General features: G+C 70.2%; 11 protein-coding genes. 7 read left to right on the forward strand and 4 right to left on the reverse strand.

From position 1 onward, the window contains the following. The first annotated feature begins 37 nt into the window (after window positions 1-37). From DEU34_RS15205 to def, 3 genes are read left to right on the forward strand one after another with little or no spacing between them, the layout of a single operon-like run. Window positions 38-3,445: a pyruvate carboxylase gene (locus DEU34_RS15205; RefSeq protein ID WP_121151749.1), complete on the forward strand. Its 3,408-nt coding sequence runs from the start codon at window positions 38-40 to the stop codon at window positions 3,443-3,445. Between the two features lie 48 nt (window positions 3,446-3,493). After that, complete coding sequence (locus DEU34_RS15210) at window positions 3,494-5,338, forward strand: MinD/ParA family protein (protein ID WP_259460197.1); 1,845 nt, start codon at window positions 3,494-3,496, stop codon at window positions 5,336-5,338. A gap of 2 nt (window positions 5,339-5,340) precedes the next feature. After that, window positions 5,341-5,832, forward strand: a complete 492-nt coding sequence (gene def, locus DEU34_RS15215) for a peptide deformylase (protein ID WP_121151753.1) — start codon at window positions 5,341-5,343, stop codon at window positions 5,830-5,832. Window positions 5,833-5,922: 90 nt separating this feature from the next. Here def and DEU34_RS15220 read toward each other — a convergent pair whose 3' ends face one another. Beyond that, the gene (locus DEU34_RS15220) at window positions 5,923-7,749 is read right to left on the reverse strand and encodes a long-chain fatty acid--CoA ligase (protein ID WP_121151755.1); all 1,827 of its coding nucleotides are present in this window, start codon (window positions 7,747-7,749) and stop codon (window positions 5,923-5,925) included. Between the two features lie 138 nt (window positions 7,750-7,887). Here DEU34_RS15220 and DEU34_RS15225 point away from each other — a divergent pair, with 138 nt between their 5' ends. From DEU34_RS15225 to DEU34_RS15235, 3 genes are read left to right on the forward strand one after another with little or no spacing between them, the layout of a single operon-like run. Beyond that, entirely contained in the window at window positions 7,888-8,823 is a 936-nt protein-coding gene (locus DEU34_RS15225; RefSeq protein ID WP_121151757.1) for an ROK family glucokinase, read from the forward strand. Window positions 8,824-8,825: 2 nt separating this feature from the next. Further along, a complete protein-coding gene (locus DEU34_RS15230; protein WP_121151759.1) occupies window positions 8,826-9,539 on the forward strand; it encodes a 1-acyl-sn-glycerol-3-phosphate acyltransferase in 714 nt (237 codons plus the stop codon). 9 nt (window positions 9,540-9,548) lie between these two features. Beyond that, on the forward strand, window positions 9,549-10,886 hold the full coding sequence (locus DEU34_RS15235) for a class II 3-deoxy-7-phosphoheptulonate synthase (RefSeq protein ID WP_121151761.1): 1,338 nt from the start codon (window positions 9,549-9,551) through the stop codon (window positions 10,884-10,886). A 123-nt stretch (window positions 10,887-11,009) separates the two neighbouring features. Here the strand turns inward: DEU34_RS15235 and pknB are convergent, their stop codons facing one another. Both pknB and DEU34_RS15245 read right to left on the reverse strand, forming a co-directional pair. Next, window positions 11,010-12,962, reverse strand: coding sequence for a Stk1 family PASTA domain-containing Ser/Thr kinase (pknB, locus tag DEU34_RS15240; RefSeq protein WP_121151763.1), 1,953 nt, complete (start codon window positions 12,960-12,962; stop codon window positions 11,010-11,012). A gap of 85 nt (window positions 12,963-13,047) precedes the next feature. Further along, window positions 13,048-13,950, reverse strand: coding sequence for a LysM peptidoglycan-binding domain-containing protein (locus DEU34_RS15245; protein WP_259460198.1), 903 nt, complete (start codon window positions 13,948-13,950; stop codon window positions 13,048-13,050). Window positions 13,951-14,092: 142 nt separating this feature from the next. Here DEU34_RS15245 and DEU34_RS15250 point away from each other — a divergent pair, with 142 nt between their 5' ends. Then, the gene (locus DEU34_RS15250; RefSeq protein ID WP_121151767.1) at window positions 14,093-14,434 is read left to right on the forward strand and encodes an Rv2175c family DNA-binding protein; all 342 of its coding nucleotides are present in this window, start codon (window positions 14,093-14,095) and stop codon (window positions 14,432-14,434) included. A 13-nt stretch (window positions 14,435-14,447) separates the two neighbouring features. Here the strand turns inward: DEU34_RS15250 and DEU34_RS15255 are convergent, their stop codons facing one another. Further along, on the reverse strand, window positions 14,448-15,545 hold the full coding sequence (locus tag DEU34_RS15255; protein ID WP_259460199.1) for a polyprenyl synthetase family protein: 1,098 nt from the start codon (window positions 15,543-15,545) through the stop codon (window positions 14,448-14,450). Window positions 15,546-15,550 lie beyond the last annotated feature (5 nt).

Here is a 15,550-nt window from a genome sequence, read left to right on the forward strand (position 1 = left end):
CTTTGCCCCCTTAGGTCGTCTGCTCAGTGAGGTGCGAATGTTCCGAAAAATCCTCGTCGCGAACCGTGGGGAGATCGCCATCCGTGCGTTCCGCGCGGCGTATGAAGTGGGCGCCCGCACCGTCGCGGTGTTCCCCTACGAAGATCGCAGTTCCCTCCATCGGCTCAAGGCCGACGAGGCCTACCTGATCGGCGAACGGGGCCACCCCGTGCGTGCCTACCTCGACGTCGCGGAGATCATCCGCGTGGCGAAGGAGTCGGGCGCCGACGCGATCTACCCGGGCTACGGCTTCCTCTCCGAGAACCCCGACCTCGCCGAGCAGGCCGCCGCCAACGGCATCGCCTTCATCGGTCCGCCGGCCGCGGTGCTCGAGATGGCGGGCAACAAGGTCACCGCGAAGCACCACGCCATCTCGGCGGGTGTTCCCGTGCTGCGATCGACCGAAGCATCCGATGACATCGACGCTCTCGTCGCTCAAGCCGGCGACATCGGATTCCCGCTGTTCGCGAAGGCGGTCGCCGGAGGTGGCGGTCGAGGGATGCGCCGTGTGGCGGATGCGGCGGAGCTCGCACCGGCGCTGGCGGAGGCCATGCGCGAGGCGCAGAGCGCGTTCGGCGACGCGAGGATGTTCCTCGAGCAGGCCGTGCAGCGGCCCCGCCACATCGAGGTGCAGATCCTCGCCGATCAGGCGGGCGAGACGGTGCACCTGTTCGAGCGCGACTGCTCGGTGCAGCGGCGCCACCAGAAGGTCATCGAGATCGCTCCCGCCCCGAACCTCGACGAGGGCGTCCGCGACGATCTGCACCGGTACGCCGTGGCTTTCGCCCGGTCGATCGGCTACCAGAACGCCGGCACGGTCGAGTTCCTGCTCGAGACGGCCGGCCCCCGCACCGGCGAAGTCGTCTTCATCGAGATGAACCCGCGCATCCAGGTCGAGCACACCGTGACCGAGGAGGTCACCGACGTCGACCTCGTGCAGTCGCAGATGCGGATCGCCGCCGGCCAGACCCTCGTCGATCTCGGCCTCACGCAGGGTGAGATCCGCCTGCGCGGCGCCGCTCTCCAGTGCCGCATCACGACGGAAGACCCCACGCAGGGGTTCCGCCCCGACACCGGCAAGATCACGACGTACCGCTCGCCCGGTGGCGCCGGCATCCGCCTCGACGGCGGCACCACGGCGGCCGGATCGCAGGTCAGCCCCCACTTCGACTCGATGCTGGCGAAGCTCACGTGCCGCGGGCGCGATTTCGGCGCCGCCGTCGCCCGCGCGCGTCGCGCCCTCGCCGAGTTCCGCATCCGCGGCGTCTCCACGAACATCCCCTTCCTCCAGGCGGTGCTCGATGACCCGGCCTTCGTGGCCGGCGACGTGAGCACGTCCTTCATCGATGAGCGCCCCGAACTGCTGCGCGGCCGCGAGTCGAAAGACCGCGGCACGAAGATGCTCAACTGGCTCGTCGACGCCACGGTCAACCGGCCGAACGGGCAGAACCCGCTGTCGGTCGACCCCCGCTCCAAGCTCCCTGCCCTCGACCTGCTGGCCCCGGCCCCCGTCGGATCGCGCCAGCGTCTGCAGGAGCTCGGCCCCGAAGGATTCGCGCGGGCGCTGCGCGAACAGACCGCCCTCGCCGTCACCGACACCACGTTCCGCGACGCCCACCAGTCGCTCCTCGCGACACGGGTGCGCACGAAAGACCTCGTCACCGTCGCGCCCTACGTCGCGCGACTGACCCCCGAGCTGCTCTCGGTCGAGGCGTGGGGCGGCGCGACCTACGACGTGGCACTGCGCTTCCTCGGCGAAGACCCGTGGGAGCGCCTCGACGCCCTGCGCACGGCGCTGCCGAACGTCGCTCTGCAGATGCTGCTGCGCGGCCGCAACACCGTCGGTTACACGCCGTACCCGTCGGAGGTCACCGACGCGTTCGTGGCCGAGGCCGCAGCATCCGGGGTCGACATCTTCCGCATCTTCGACGCCCTCAACGACGTCTCGCAGATGCGCCCTGCCATCGACGCGGTGCTCGCCACAGGCTCGGCCGTCGCCGAGGTCGCCGTCTGCTACACCGGCGACCTGCTCGACCCCGCCGAGTCGCTGTACACGCTGGATTACTACCTCGGCCTCGCCGAGCAGATCGTCGACGCGGGCGCCCATGTGCTCGCGATCAAGGACATGGCGGGGCTCCTGCGACCCGCCGCGGCATCGCGTCTGGTCACCGCGCTGCGCGAGCGCTTCGACCTGCCCGTGCACGTGCACACGCACGACACGGCCGGCGGACAGCTCGCGACTCTCCTGGCGGCATCCGCGGCCGGGGCGGATGCTGTCGACGCGGCCGCCGCGCCCCTGTCGGGAACCACGAGCCAGCCGTCGCTGTCGGCGCTCGTGGCGGCGATGGCCCACACCGAGCGCGACACGGGGTTGAGCCTGGAGGCCGTCTCCGACCTCGAGCCGTACTGGGAGGCCGTGCGTCACCTGTACGGGCCGTTCGAGTCGGGCCTGCCCGGCCCTACCGGCCGCGTGTACCGCCACGAGATCCCGGGCGGTCAGCTCTCCAACCTCCGCCAGCAGGCGATCGCGCTCGGCCTGGCCGACGACTTCGAGCTGATCGAGGACATGTACGCGGCCGCGAACGCGATCCTGGGCCGCGTGCCGAAGGTGACCCCGTCGTCGAAGGTGGTGGGCGATCTCGCTCTGCACCTCGCGGCCGTGCGGGCCGATCCCGCCGACTTCGAGGCGAACCCCGAGAAGTACGACGTGCCCGACTCGGTCGTGGGCTTCATGGCCGGCGAACTCGGCGATCTGCCGGGAGGCTGGCCCGAACCGTTCCGCACGAAGGTGCTCGCCGGACGCGACGTGAAGATCGGCGTCACCCCGTTGACGCCCGAGCAGTCCGCCGATCTGGAAGGCGCGTCCGCCGAGCGGCGCGCGGCGTTGAACACGTTGCTCTTCCCCGGTCCGACGAAGATCTTCCGCGAGATGCGCGACGCCTACGGCGACCTGAGCGTTCTGGACACCCCCGACTACCTCTACGGTCTCGTACCCGGGGCGGAGCACGTCGTCGAGATCGAGAAGGGCGTCCAGCTCTTCGTCGGACTCGAAGCCATCGGCGAGGCCGACGACAAGGGCATGCGCACGGTCATGACGACCCTCAACGGGCAGCTGCGCCCGGTGTTCGTGCGCGACCGTTCGATCGAGGTCGACGTGAGGCAGGCAGAGAAGGCCGACACGACTCGACCGGGTCAGGTCGCGGCTCCCTTCTCGGGCGTCGTGACGCTGAAATCCGCGGAGGGCGACAGGGTCGAGGCGGGCCAGGCGGTCGCGTCGATCGAGGCCATGAAGATGGAGGCCGCGATCACCGCACCGGTCTCGGGAGTGGTCGAACGCCTCGCCGTGGGGTCGCCTCAGCAGGTCGACGCCGGAGACCTTTTGGTCGTGATCCGTCCCGCGCAGTAACCTGAGGGGATGGGCGCTCGCGCCCGATCCCCGTTTGGAGTACCCGCAGTGACGCTCGATCGACACGACGAGAACCCGCCAGAAGACGCCGAACACGGCGTCCTCTCCGATACCGGCAGTCTCGACTCCGCCGGAATCGGCCTTCTCGGAACCCCCACGGCGCAGTTGCGCGTCGTCCTTCCCGTCGGCTCCGGCGACGACGATCTCGACGACGACGACGTCATCGGCGACGAGATCCGGATCGACGAGATCCCGACCGGCGAGATCGTCGAGGGGGAGCTGCCGGCCGCCGAGACCGCCGACGACGAGGAGATCCACGACGCGGAGGACACCTCGGACGCCGAGGACATCTACGACGCCGAGGTCATCGACGACGAGGTCATCGACGAGCACGGTGCTGTCGAAGCATCCGGTCCCGCCGACGTCGCCGACGCCGAGAACCGGTCCGAGGTGCCCGAGCCGGAGACCGGGGAGTCCGAAGCGGCGGGCGAGTCCGACGAGGTCTACGTCGATGTCGAGCTCGACGACGTCTCCGACACCGCCGACGGCGACGACGGTGCCGACGTCGTCGCCGAGACGGAGGGGTCGGAAGCGGATGCTGCCGAGGCGCCCGTCGAGCGGGAGCCCGAGGTCATCGATCCCGCCGACGATGCCGAGGAGCGCGCGAAGCCGAACGCCGGAGCCGACGAGTCCGCCACGAGCGCGGCATCCGCCGCTGCCGCCGCGGCGGGTGCGCCCGTCACGACGGCGACGTCCGTCGCCGCCGTCGCGGTCTCGGCCGCGCCGCTCGCCCCGCGTACCGGGAGCGTACCGACGACCCGCCGCGAGGCGAACAACACCGGTGCCCACCAGCGCATCGACCGGGATCGCGCATCGGAGCGCGTCGTCACGCGTGACCCCGAGGTGACGATGGCCTCGAAGCGGCTGGGCGAGTTCGACGGCAGTCGCGAGAGCTCCGACCTGCTGACGCCCGACCGTCTGCTCGACCGCTCCCAGCTCTCGCGGCCCGAGCCCGAGGGCCTCTGGCAGCAGCTCGTCTACTCGATCTCGGGCCACCGCATCAACCTGGGCGACGGGCAGAAGGCCCGCGCTCGCAAAGAGCTGGACCGCCTGATCTCCGCGCCGCTGTCGGGTGGGGCCCGCTTCGTCCCCGTGCTCTCGCGCAAGGGCGGAGTCGGTAAGACGACCATCACGGCGCTCCTGGGAATGGCCCTCGCCGACGCCCGCGACGACCGTGTCATCGCCGTCGACGCGAACCCCGACCGCGGGACGCTCGCCGACCGCATCTCGCGCACCAGTTCGCGCACGGTGCGAGACCTCGTGCGCGGCCGGGCCGATGTCACCGGCTACGCAGACATCTCGGCCCTCGTCGCCCGCGACGAGACGCGGCTCGACGTGCTGTCGTCCGACGCCGACCCGCGTGTCTCCGAGGCGTTCAACGACCGCGACTATCGCGATGTCGCGGAGCTGGCCGCCCACTACTACTCGCTCGTCCTGACCGACACGGGTACGGGCATCGTGCACTCCGTCATGGGGGCGACCCTCGATCTGTCCGACCAGCTCGTGATCGTGGCCGGTCTCAGCGTCGACGAGGCGCGCCTGGCATCGGAGACGCTCACCTGGCTCGAGACGAACGGCTACGCGCGTCAGGCGCGCGAGGCGGTCGTCGTGCTGAACAACGCCCGCCCCGGTGCGCCGCTGGTGCGCGAGAGCGAGCTCGAGGGGCACTTCCGCACCCGCGTACGTTCGGTGGTGCGCGTTCCGTACGACACCGCCATCGGCACGGGCAGCGCCATCGTGTTCCGCGACCTGCAGCCCGCTACCCGCAAGGCGGCCCGCGAGCTCGCAGCCGCCGTCATCGGCGGCCTCCGCGCCGCCCCCGAGGCCGCCTGACGATGCCCATCCGCACGATCCGCCTCTTCGGCGACCCCGTTCTGCGCGCCCCGAGCGCACCCATCGACGAGATCGACGACGGCATACGCGCCCTCGTCGACGACCTGGTCGAGGGGGTGGCCCTGCCGAACCGTGCGGGTCTCGCCGCCCCGCAGATCGGAGTCGGCCTTCGCGCGTTCAGCTACAACGTCGACGGCGAGATCGGCTACATCCTCAACCCGGTGCTCGTCGAGACGCGCGGCGAGCCCGATCTCGTCGGCGAAGGGTGCCTGTCGATCCCGAACGTCTGGCACGAAGCACTCCGCCACCCGTACGCCCGTGTCGTCGGCATGGATGTCAACGGCGACGAGCTCGTCCTGGAGGGCGAGGGGCTCATGGCCCAGGCGCTCCAGCACGAGACCGACCACCTCGCGGGCATGCTCTTCATCTCCCGGCTGCCCCCCGAGACGCGCCGTCAGGCGATGCGCGAGATCCGCGAATCCGACTGGTTCTGACCCGCCGCGCGCGAGACACCAATTCCGGCCGAGACACCCCGCCTGGCGGTGGGTCTCGGCCGGAATTGGTGTGTCAGCGGGTGCGGACGCTCACGCCAGCGAGATGTTCGTGGTGTTGACGGGCGTGGCGTAGAGGTCTTCGATCTCGTCGGCGAAGTCCGCGACGATGACGTTGCGCTTGATGCTCATCTTGGGCGTGAGGTGCCCGCTCGCCTCGGTCCACTCGATGGGCAGGATCGTGAACTTGCGGATCGACTCGGCGCGCGACACGTGCGCGTTTGCCGCGTCGATCGCCCGCTGCACCTCGGCGCGGACGGCCTCGTGCCGCGCCGCATCCGTCAGAGCCATGTCGGCGGGCAGCCCGTTGTTGCCGAGCCAGGTGGGCAGCATCTCGGGGTCGAGGGTGATGAGGGCGGAGATGAACGGCTTCTGATCGCCGACGACGACGACCTGGCCCACGATCGGGTTGGCTCGGATGGGATCTTCGAGAACGGCCGGTGCGACGTTCTTTCCGCCGGCGGTGACGATGATCTCCTTCTTGCGGCCGGTGATGGTGAGGAATCCGTCGTCATCGAAGGCGCCGATGTCGCCGGTGCGGAACCAGTCGCCGTCGAACGCCTCGGCGGTCGCCTGCGGGTTGCGCCAGTACTCCTTGAACACGTTGATGCCGCGCACCTGGATCTCACCCTCGTCGGTGAGGCGCACGCCGACGCCCGGAAGCGCGGGGCCGACGGTGCCGATCTTCGAGCGGGTGGCGAGGTTCACCGTCGCGGGCGCGGTGGTCTCGGTGAGGCCGTAGCCCTCGAGGATGACGACGCCCAGGCTGTGGAAGAAGTGCCCGAGGCGCGGTCCGAGCGGGGCAGACCCGCTCACCGCATAGACGACGCGGCCGCCCATGGCCTCGCGCAGCTTGCTGTACACGAGCTTGTCGAAGAGGGCGAAGGTGATCTTCAGTCCGAGCGGGATGCGCTTGCCGTCCTGCAGCAGCTGCGAGTGCTGCACGGCGGCCGCCGCGGCGGCGCGGAAGATCTTGCCCTTGCCTCCGGCCTCGGCCTTCTGCTCGGCGGAGTTGTAGACCTTCTCGAAGACGCGGGGGACGGCGAGGAGGTAGGTCGGCTTGAACGACCCGAGCGCGGGAAGCAGCTGCTTGGTGTCGGGCTGGTGGCCGGTCTTCACGCCGGCGTGCACGTTGAGGATCGAGATGAAGCGCGCGAAGACGTGCGCCGTGGTGATGAACAGCAGCGTCGACGCTCCGGGGACGTCGACGACCTCGCGAAGCGCCTTGCCCGAGTTGCGCGACAGCTCGACGAAATTGCTGTGGGTGAGCACGCAGCCCTTCGGGCGGCCGGTCGATCCCGACGTATAGATGAGGGTCGCGATGTCGCTGCCGATCGCGAGGTTGCGGCGGCGCTCGATCTCGTCGTCCTCGACGGTCGCGCCCTGTGAGACGAGGCGGTCGAGGTCGCCGCCCTGCATGGACCACACGTTGCGCAGGAGCGGGAGCTCGCCGCGAACCTCCTCGAGACGTGCCGAGTGGTCGGGCGACTCCACGATGATCGCGATCGCGCCGGAGTCGGACAGGATCCACTGGATCTGCGCCGGCGAGCTCGTCTCGTAGACGGGCACCATGACCGCCCCGGCGAAGAAGAGCGCGAAGTCGACGAGGGTCCAGTCGTACGTCGTGCGTGCGAGGAAGGCGACCTTGTCGCCGGGCTGGATACCGACCGCCGCGAATCCCTTCGCCAGCGACACGACCTGGCGGTGGAACTCCTTGGCCGAGATGTCGCGCCACCCCGTGCCGTCGGGCACGGCGAACAGGGCACGGTCGGGGCTGGCGGCCACACGGTCGACGAGCAGGTCGCTCACGTTCGCTTGCGGGTCTGCAGGGACGACGGGGGGTGCGTCGAACTGGATCACGGCAACTCCTTTGGTACCGGGCGGGTTTCGCTGGACGTTTCGAGTCTATCCGGAGGGTCTCGGGCATCATCCGGGGCCGCGCGCCTTGGCTAGACTTCACACGCCGTCGCGAGGGCGTCGGCCGGAAGGGACAACGAGGTGCTGAACGTCGGAATCGATATCGGCGGGACGAAGATCGCCGGAGGCGTCGTGGACGCCGAAGGCCGGATCGTTGAAAAACTCCGCGTCGACACCCCGATCGACGGCGAGGCTCTGCTGGATGCCGTCGTCGACATGGCCTCCCACTTCCGCCGTTCCCACCGCGTCGCCGGCATCGGCGTCGCCGCGGCGGGTTTCATCGACCGCGCGCGCCGCACCGTGATCTACGCGCCCAACATCGATTGGCGCAACGAGCCGCTGCGCGCCCGCCTCGAGGCCCGCCTCGAAGCGCCCGTCACGATCGAGAACGACGCGAATGCCGCCGGCTGGGGCGAGTTCCGCTTCGGAGCCGGGCGGGGCGTCTCCGACATGGTCATGCTCACGATGGGCACGGGCGTCGGGGGAGCGATCGTTGCCGAGGGCAGCCTGTACCGGGGCGGCAACGGCATCGCCGCCGAACTCGGGCACATGAGATTCATCCGCGGCGGTCACCCGTGCGGTTGCGGGCAGAGCGGATGCTTGGAGCAGTACGCGTCCGGCAGGGCACTGCAGCGCGAGGCACTCGAGATCGCCGACGACCCCGTGATCGGAGCCGGTCTCGCCGCCCTCCGCGACGAGCAGGGAACGATCGAGGGTCCGTCGATCTCGCGGCTGGTGCTCGCGGGCGACCCCGGTGCCGTCGAAGCGCTTCGCCGCGTGGCGACGGCGCTCGGCGAGGCCTGCGGCGGTTTCCAGGCGGTGCTGGATCCCGAGCTGTTCGTCATCGGCGGGGGAGTGGCCCAGCTCGGCGACGACCTTCTCGAACCGGTGCGTCTGGCCTACGAGACGTCACTGCCGGGATTCGGCGACCGGCCCGTCGCCGACTTCGTCATCGCCCGACTCGGCAACGACGCGGGGCTGATCGGCGTGGCCGACCTCGCGGGACGGGATCGCTGACGATGTTCTATTGGCTCATGAAGTACATCGTCATCGGACCGGTTCTGAAGGCGATCTTCCGGCCCTGGATCATCGGACGCCGCAACATCCCGGCCGAGGGCGCGGCGATCCTGGCAAGCAACCATCTCTCCTTCGCCGACTCGATCTTCCTCCCGCTCATGATCGACCGGCCGATGGCCTTCCTCGCCAAGAGCGACTACTTCACCGGCAAGGGGCTCAAGGGCTGGGCGACGCGCATCTTCTTCAAGGCCACCGGGCAGATCCCCATCGACCGGTCCGGGGGCAAGGCGTCCGAGGCCTCGCTCAACACCGGGCTGGCCGTCCTCGGCCGCGAAGATCTGCTGGGCATCTACCCCGAGGGCACCCGCAGCCCCGACGGCAAGCTCTACCGCGGCCGGACGGGTCTTGCCCGCATGGCGCTGGAGGCGCGCGTGCCGGTCGTGCCCGTCGTCATGGTCGACACCGACACGATCCAGCCGATCGGACAGCGCATCCCGCGCATCGGTCGCGTGGGGATCGTCATCGGCGAGCCGCTGGACTTCTCCCGCTTCGCGGGCATGGAGGGCGACCGCTACATCCTGCGCTCGGTGACGGACGAGATCATGGTCGCTCTCCAACGACTGGGCGAGCAGGAGTACGAAGACGTCTACGCCTCGACGGTGAAGGACAGACTCGCCGCCGCCCAGGCCGCAACGACCGCCCTCTCGTCTCGCTAGACTTCAGGGATGCTCCCTCAGCTCGACGCACTCGATCACTGGCGTTCTCTGCCGATCAAGCAGCAGCCGCAGTGGTATGACGCCGACGCCGCCGCCGCAGCATCCGAAGAACTCGCCATCCTCCCTCCCCTCGTCTTCGCGGGCGAGGTCGACCAGCTCCGCGAGCGCCTCGCGCGCGCGGCGTCGGGCAAGGCGTTCCTCCTTCAGGGCGGCGACTGCGCCGAGACCTTCGCCGGCGCGACCGCCGAGCAGATCCGCAACCGCATCAAGACGGTGCTGCAGATGGCCGTGGTGCTCACCTACGGCGCCTCGATGCCGGTCGTGAAGATGGGGCGCATGGCAGGTCAGTTCGCCAAGCCCCGCTCGAGCGACACCGAGACGCGCGGCGAGGTCACCCTGCCCGCGTACCGCGGCGATATCGTCAACGGGTACGACTTCACCGAGGCGTCGCGCCGGGCCGATCCCGCGCGACTGCTGAAGGGGTACCACACGGCCGCGTCGACGATCAATCTAATCCGCGCGTTCACCCAGGGCGGCTTCGCCGACCTGCGCGAGGTGCACAGCTGGAACCAGGGCTTCGCGAAGAACCCCGCCAACCAGCAATACGAGCGCCTCGCGGGCGAGATCGACCGTGCCATCAAGTTCATGGAGGCGGCGGGTGCCGACTTCGACGAGCTCAAGCGCGTGGAGTTCTACACGGGCCACGAGGGTCTGCTGATGGACTACGAGCGCCCCATGACGCGTATCGACTCGCGCACCGGGACGCCGTACAACACCTCGGCGCACTTCGTGTGGATCGGTGAGCGCACGCGCGACCTCGATGGCGCGCACATCGACTACTTCTCCAAGATCCGCAACCCCATCGGTGTGAAGCTCGGTCCGTCGACGACGCCCGAGACCGCACTCGCTCTGATCGACAAGCTCGACCCCGAGCGCGAGCCCGGGCGTCTGACGTTCATCACGCGCATGGGTGCCGGCAAGATCCGCGACGCCCTGCCGCCGCTGCTCGAGGCCGTCCGCGACTCCGGCGCGACGCCGCTGTGGGTCACCGACCCGATGCACGGCAACGGCATCACCACGCCCACCGGCTACAAAACGCGTCGCTTCGACGACGTCGTCGACGAGGTGCGGGGATTCTTCGAGGCGCACCGCGCGGCGGGCACGTTCCCGGGCGGAATCCACGTCGAGCTCACCGGCGACGACGTCACCGAGTGCCTCGGAGGTTCGGAGCACATCGACGAGGCGACCCTCGCGACGCGCTACGAGAGCCTCTGCGACCCGCGCCTGAACCACATGCAGAGCCTCGAGCTCGCGTTCCTCGTGGCCGAGGAGCTCGCGAAGATCTGACGCACACGCCGAGCAGGAAACGGCACGGAGGTAGGACGATACCGCGAGGATCGTCCTACCTCCGTCACATTTCCTGCACCGGGAACGGCGAAAGGATGCTTCGCGCTCGGCGTGCGCCGTCGCTCAGAGCGAGGCGGCGATCCGGATCGACACCTCGGTGCCCTTGACCCGCTGCGCCTCGGCGGCGGGCGTCTGCGACTCGACCTTGGTGAACGGGTCGGGGAAGGCATCCCAGCGGGTGTCGTACTCGAGGGTGAAGCCCGCGTTGGTCAGCGCGGCCTTGGCCTGATCACGGGTCATGCCGACGACGTTCGGGACCGGGAAGAGGGGCGGCCCCTTCGACACGATGAGCGTGACCGTCTCGCCCGGGCGCCAGTTGCCGCCGTCGGTGCGCCCCGCCATGTCGATGACACGACCCTCGTCGACCGAGGTGCTGAAGTCTTCGCGAGTGTCGCCGGAGACGACGAGACCGGCCTGCGTCAGCGCCGAGGTGGCGTCTCCGATGCTGAGGCCGCGGACGTTGGGAACGGGGCCCTTCGAGACGAGGAGCGACACGGTGTCGCCCTCGAGCGCGGAGCATCCGTCGGTGCACGGCACGGCCTCCCCGCCCGCGCGCGGAATGAGGGTGGCGCTGAGCACCGTGCCCGCGTCGGCGTCGGTGAATTCCTCCGCCCGGTCGCCGACGGAGAGGTTCAGGGCGGTGATGATGCCGCTCGCTTCGTCGGCGGTGCGTCCGTTCAGCGGCTCGACCTGCTGAGGCCGAGGCCCCTGCGAGACCTGCACCGACACCGTCGACTCCTTGTCGACGCGCGCGCCCGCACCGGGGTCGCTGCCGACCACGACGCCGGCGGGGATGTCGAGGTCGTAGACGTCTTGCTGCACGGCCACGAGCGATTGCGCGGCGATCGCCGCCTCGGCGTCGGCGAACGATCCGCCCTCCACGAAGGGCACGGCCACGAGAGAGCCCGGCCCGGAACCGAACCACCACCCCGTGCCGGCGGCGAGCCCCGCGAGCAGGATCACGAGGGTGAAGAGCCAGGCGCCGCGCGCCGTGCGCCGTCGCGTCTTGCCGCGCAGGCGAGCCGCGTTGTCGATCTCGTCCACCGTGGCGGTCGGTCCGGTGGGCGTGGCGGCGTTCGCCGGCAGCACCTTCGTGTACCCGCCGGAGTCGAAGGCCTCGTCGTCGACGGCGGTGCCCACGGAGACGGCTCGGGCGACCTGCGGGGCGACCCCGAGCTCGCGCTCGATGTCGCGGAGCCGCTGCAGCATGACGGCGGCGTCGGTCGGACGATCGTCGGGAACCTTCTCGGTCGACCACAGCACGAGCTCGTCGAGCTGCTCGGGAACGCTGGGGTTCTTCGCGCTCGGGCGGGGGACCGAGTCGGTCGCGTGCTGGAAGGCGATCTGCATGGGCTGCTCGCCCTTGTAGGGCTGCTCGCCGACGAGCATCTCGTACAGGAGGATGCCGAGGGAGTAGATGTCGCTGCGCGCATCGGCGGTGCCGCGGGTGACGAGCTCGGGTGCGAGGTAGGCGATGGTGCCCATGAGCATGGCGCCGCTGGCGGTGTTCGCTGTCGTGGCACGAGCGAGTCCGAAGTCGCCGATCTTGATGCGGCCGTCTTCGGCGAGCAGCACGTTCTCGGGCTTCACGTCGCGGTGGACGATTCCGGCCCGGTGGGCAGCAGCCAGACCCGAGAGCACGGCGTCCATGATCGTGATGGTCTGCGGAACCGTCAGGCGTCTCTGCTCGCGCATGAGCTCGCGCAGCGTGATGCCGGGGAGGTACTCCATGACCAGGTAGGCCATCTCGCCGTCCTGGCCCTGGTCGAAGACGTTCACCACGTGCGGGTCGGCCAGCCGCGCGGCCGAGCGCGCCTCCTGGATGAACCGGCTCTGGAACACGGTGTCATCGCTCAGGTGGCCGTGCATCACCTTCAGCGCGACCCTGCGCTCGAGCCGCATGTCGGTGGCCACGTACACGGTAGCCATACCGCCGCGCGCAATACGCGCGCGCACCCGGTATCGGCCGTCGACGAGACGGCCGATCAGCGGGTCGGTCTGCTGACTCGTGCTCACGCTCAGAGTCTACGGAGCGGCTCCTGTGAGCCGGGGGAGCGGCTCACCTCCGTTATCCACCTGTGCCCGAAGCGGATGCTGCGCATCACCGCAGCGCGGCGAGCCACAGGGCGGCGGGTGCCTCCCACTGCGCATACCGCTCGGGGTAGGCCGAGATCTGCACGGCCTGCGCCGCGTCGGCGTAGCTCATGGCCTCCCACCCGGGGATATCGAGCAGTCCTCGCGTGCGCGTTCCGTTCGGATCGGAGGAGCCGCCGTAGAACACGCGCACCGAGCGCGTCGGGTCGCTGACCTCGGCGGCCGACCCCCAGCCCATGCTCGGTCGCTGCTGGAACAGGCCGAGCGAGTCGCGGTCGCCCCAGTCGAGGTTGCGCAACCACGACTCCTGCATCGCCGTGCCCAGCGCGATGGCGATCCCGCGGTCGGGGACGCCGAGCTCATGTCCCACCCGCACGATGACCTGCGCGTTGGCGACCTGCTCGGCGTCGAGTCCGTCGACGACCGGTGCCGCGGATACGGACGACACCGTTCCCGCGGGTACGGCGATGACCTGCCCGGGGTAGATGATCGACGAGCGGTCCAACCCGTTCGCGGCGAGGACCGCGTCGATGGTGGTGCCGTGCGTGCGGGCGATCCCGCTGATCGTGTCGCCCGCGCGGATCGTGTAGCCCGTCGCAGCGGGCGGCGCGGGAGCAGGGGACTCGGGCGCGGGGGCGGGCGCAGCATCCGTGGCGCCGAGCTGGATCTTCTGGCCGGGGCGGATGATCGACGACCACCCGAGCCCGTTGGTGCGAAGCACGTCGGCCGTGGACAGGCCGTGGCGTGCGGCGATACCGCTGACGGTGTCGCCGGGGGCGACGGTGTACTCGGCGGCGTGGGCCGCCTCGGGCGCGCCGGCGAGGGCCAGGGCACCGACGAGGGCGACGGGCAGGCCCGCGAGGGTGCCCTTCGATCCGCGAAGGGCAGGGGGAGCGACAGGTCGACGCATGGGGGGGACATCCGTTCTTCCGACTCCGGGTACCGTGTCACGGATGTGTACAGGTGTCAACGGAAGTGACGGATGGGGCTGATGTGAAAACCGGGCCTCATGCGCGGCCGAAGACTCGGCGTACGGATGAGATAGTGGCATCGTGAGCGGTGCGACCTACGAGACGACCTGGCTGTCCCTTCCCGAGCTGGTGGAGGCGACGGGCGAGACGCTCAGCCGCGTCCGTCGGATGCTCGACGAGCGTCAGCTCGTCGGCACGCGGCGTGACGGCAAGCTGCTCGTCCCCTCGGTGTTCCTCGTCGACGGCGAGCCGCTCGGATCGCTGCGCGGCACGCTGATCGTGCTGCACGACCGCGGATTCACCGACGACGAGGCGATCGAGTGGTTGCTCTCCCCGGAGGAGTCCATCGGCGTCCCGCCGATCGAGTCGCTGCTCGCGGGGCGCAAGAGCGAAGTGCGACGCGTCGCGCAGTCGCTCGGCTGATCCCGGCGGCGGTTCAGGCGGACCGGGTCGTGGCCGCGCGGGCGAGATCGCGCAGCTCGCCGACGGCGGCGTTGCCCAGGCGCGCACCCGACAGTGCGCGGTCGGCCGTGCGGGCGTAGTCGGCGATCAGTTCTTCGACGCGGTCGAGCGCCCCGGTTTCGACGATCGTCTGCTGCAGCGAGGCGATCTGCCCCTCGTCGAGCGTCGGGTCGCCGATGAGCTCGTCGAACACCCGACGCGAACCCGCGGAAAGGCCTTCGCGGGCGTAGGCCACGAGCACGGTGCGCTTGCCCTCGCGCAGGTCGTCTCCCGACGGCTTGCCGGTCACGGCCGCATCGCCGAAGACGCCGAGCACGTCGTCGCGCAGCTGGAACGCCATCCCCACCGGGTGGCCGAACGCCGAGAGCGCGTCGTGCTGCGCCTCGTCGGCTTCACCCAGTGCGGCGCCGATGAGCAGCGGCTGCTGGATGCTGTACCGCGCCGACTTGAACGATGCGACGCGCAGTGCGCGCTCCGCGTGGTGCTCGTCGGGCTGGCGCACGAATGCCGATTCCTCCGCGATGTCGAGGAACTGCCCGATCGTGACGTCGCGGCGCATGCGCGCGTACTCGGCGCGGGCCGATGCCGCGGCGACGGGGGGCCGCGTGGCGAGGCCCTCCTCGAGCAGGTCGTCGCTCCACGCCACGAGCAGGTCGCCGAGCAGGATCGCACCGGAGCGGCCGAAGGCTGCGGCGTCGCCGTGCCAGCTCGATTCGCGGTGCACGGCTTCGAGGGCGCGATGGGTCGCGGGGCGTCCGCGACGGGTATCGGAGTTGTCGATGATGTCGTCGTGCACTAGGGCGGCCGCGTGGAAGATCTCCAGCGATGCGGCGGCGGCGATGATGCCGTCGGGGGCGGATGCGGCGGGGCGCCCGCCGGCCTCGACGACGGCCCGCCAGCCGGTCAGGCAGAAACGGGCGCGGAGGCGCTTGCCGCCGCGGAGCGCGTCGGCGGCGACGGCGACGAAGCGGCCCGCTTCGTCGCCCATCTCGTCGGAAGAGCGGGTCTGCGAACCCACGAAGTTGTCGAGTCGCTGGGAAACAGCCTCGATGGGATCCGGGGAGGGCAGCACGGGCC

The sequence above is a fragment of the Microbacterium sp. AG1240 genome, from assembly GCF_003635115.1.
Lineage (GTDB): Bacteria > Actinomycetota > Actinomycetes > Actinomycetales > Microbacteriaceae > Microbacterium.

Excerpts from the sequence above, each read along its gene's own strand:
- def (WP_121151753.1), top strand. The coding sequence starts at position 5,341 with ATGCCCATCCGCACGATCCGCCTCTTCGGCGACCCCGTTCTGCGCGCC.
- DEU34_RS15245 (WP_259460198.1), bottom strand. The coding sequence starts at position 13,950 with ATGCGTCGACCTGTCGCTCCCCCTGCCCTTCGCGGATCGAAGGGCACC.
- DEU34_RS15235 (WP_121151761.1), top strand. The coding sequence starts at position 9,549 with ATGCTCCCTCAGCTCGACGCACTCGATCACTGGCGTTCTCTGCCGATC.
- DEU34_RS15205 (WP_121151749.1), top strand. The coding sequence starts at position 38 with ATGTTCCGAAAAATCCTCGTCGCGAACCGTGGGGAGATCGCCATCCGT.
- DEU34_RS15230 (WP_121151759.1), top strand. The coding sequence starts at position 8,826 with ATGTTCTATTGGCTCATGAAGTACATCGTCATCGGACCGGTTCTGAAG.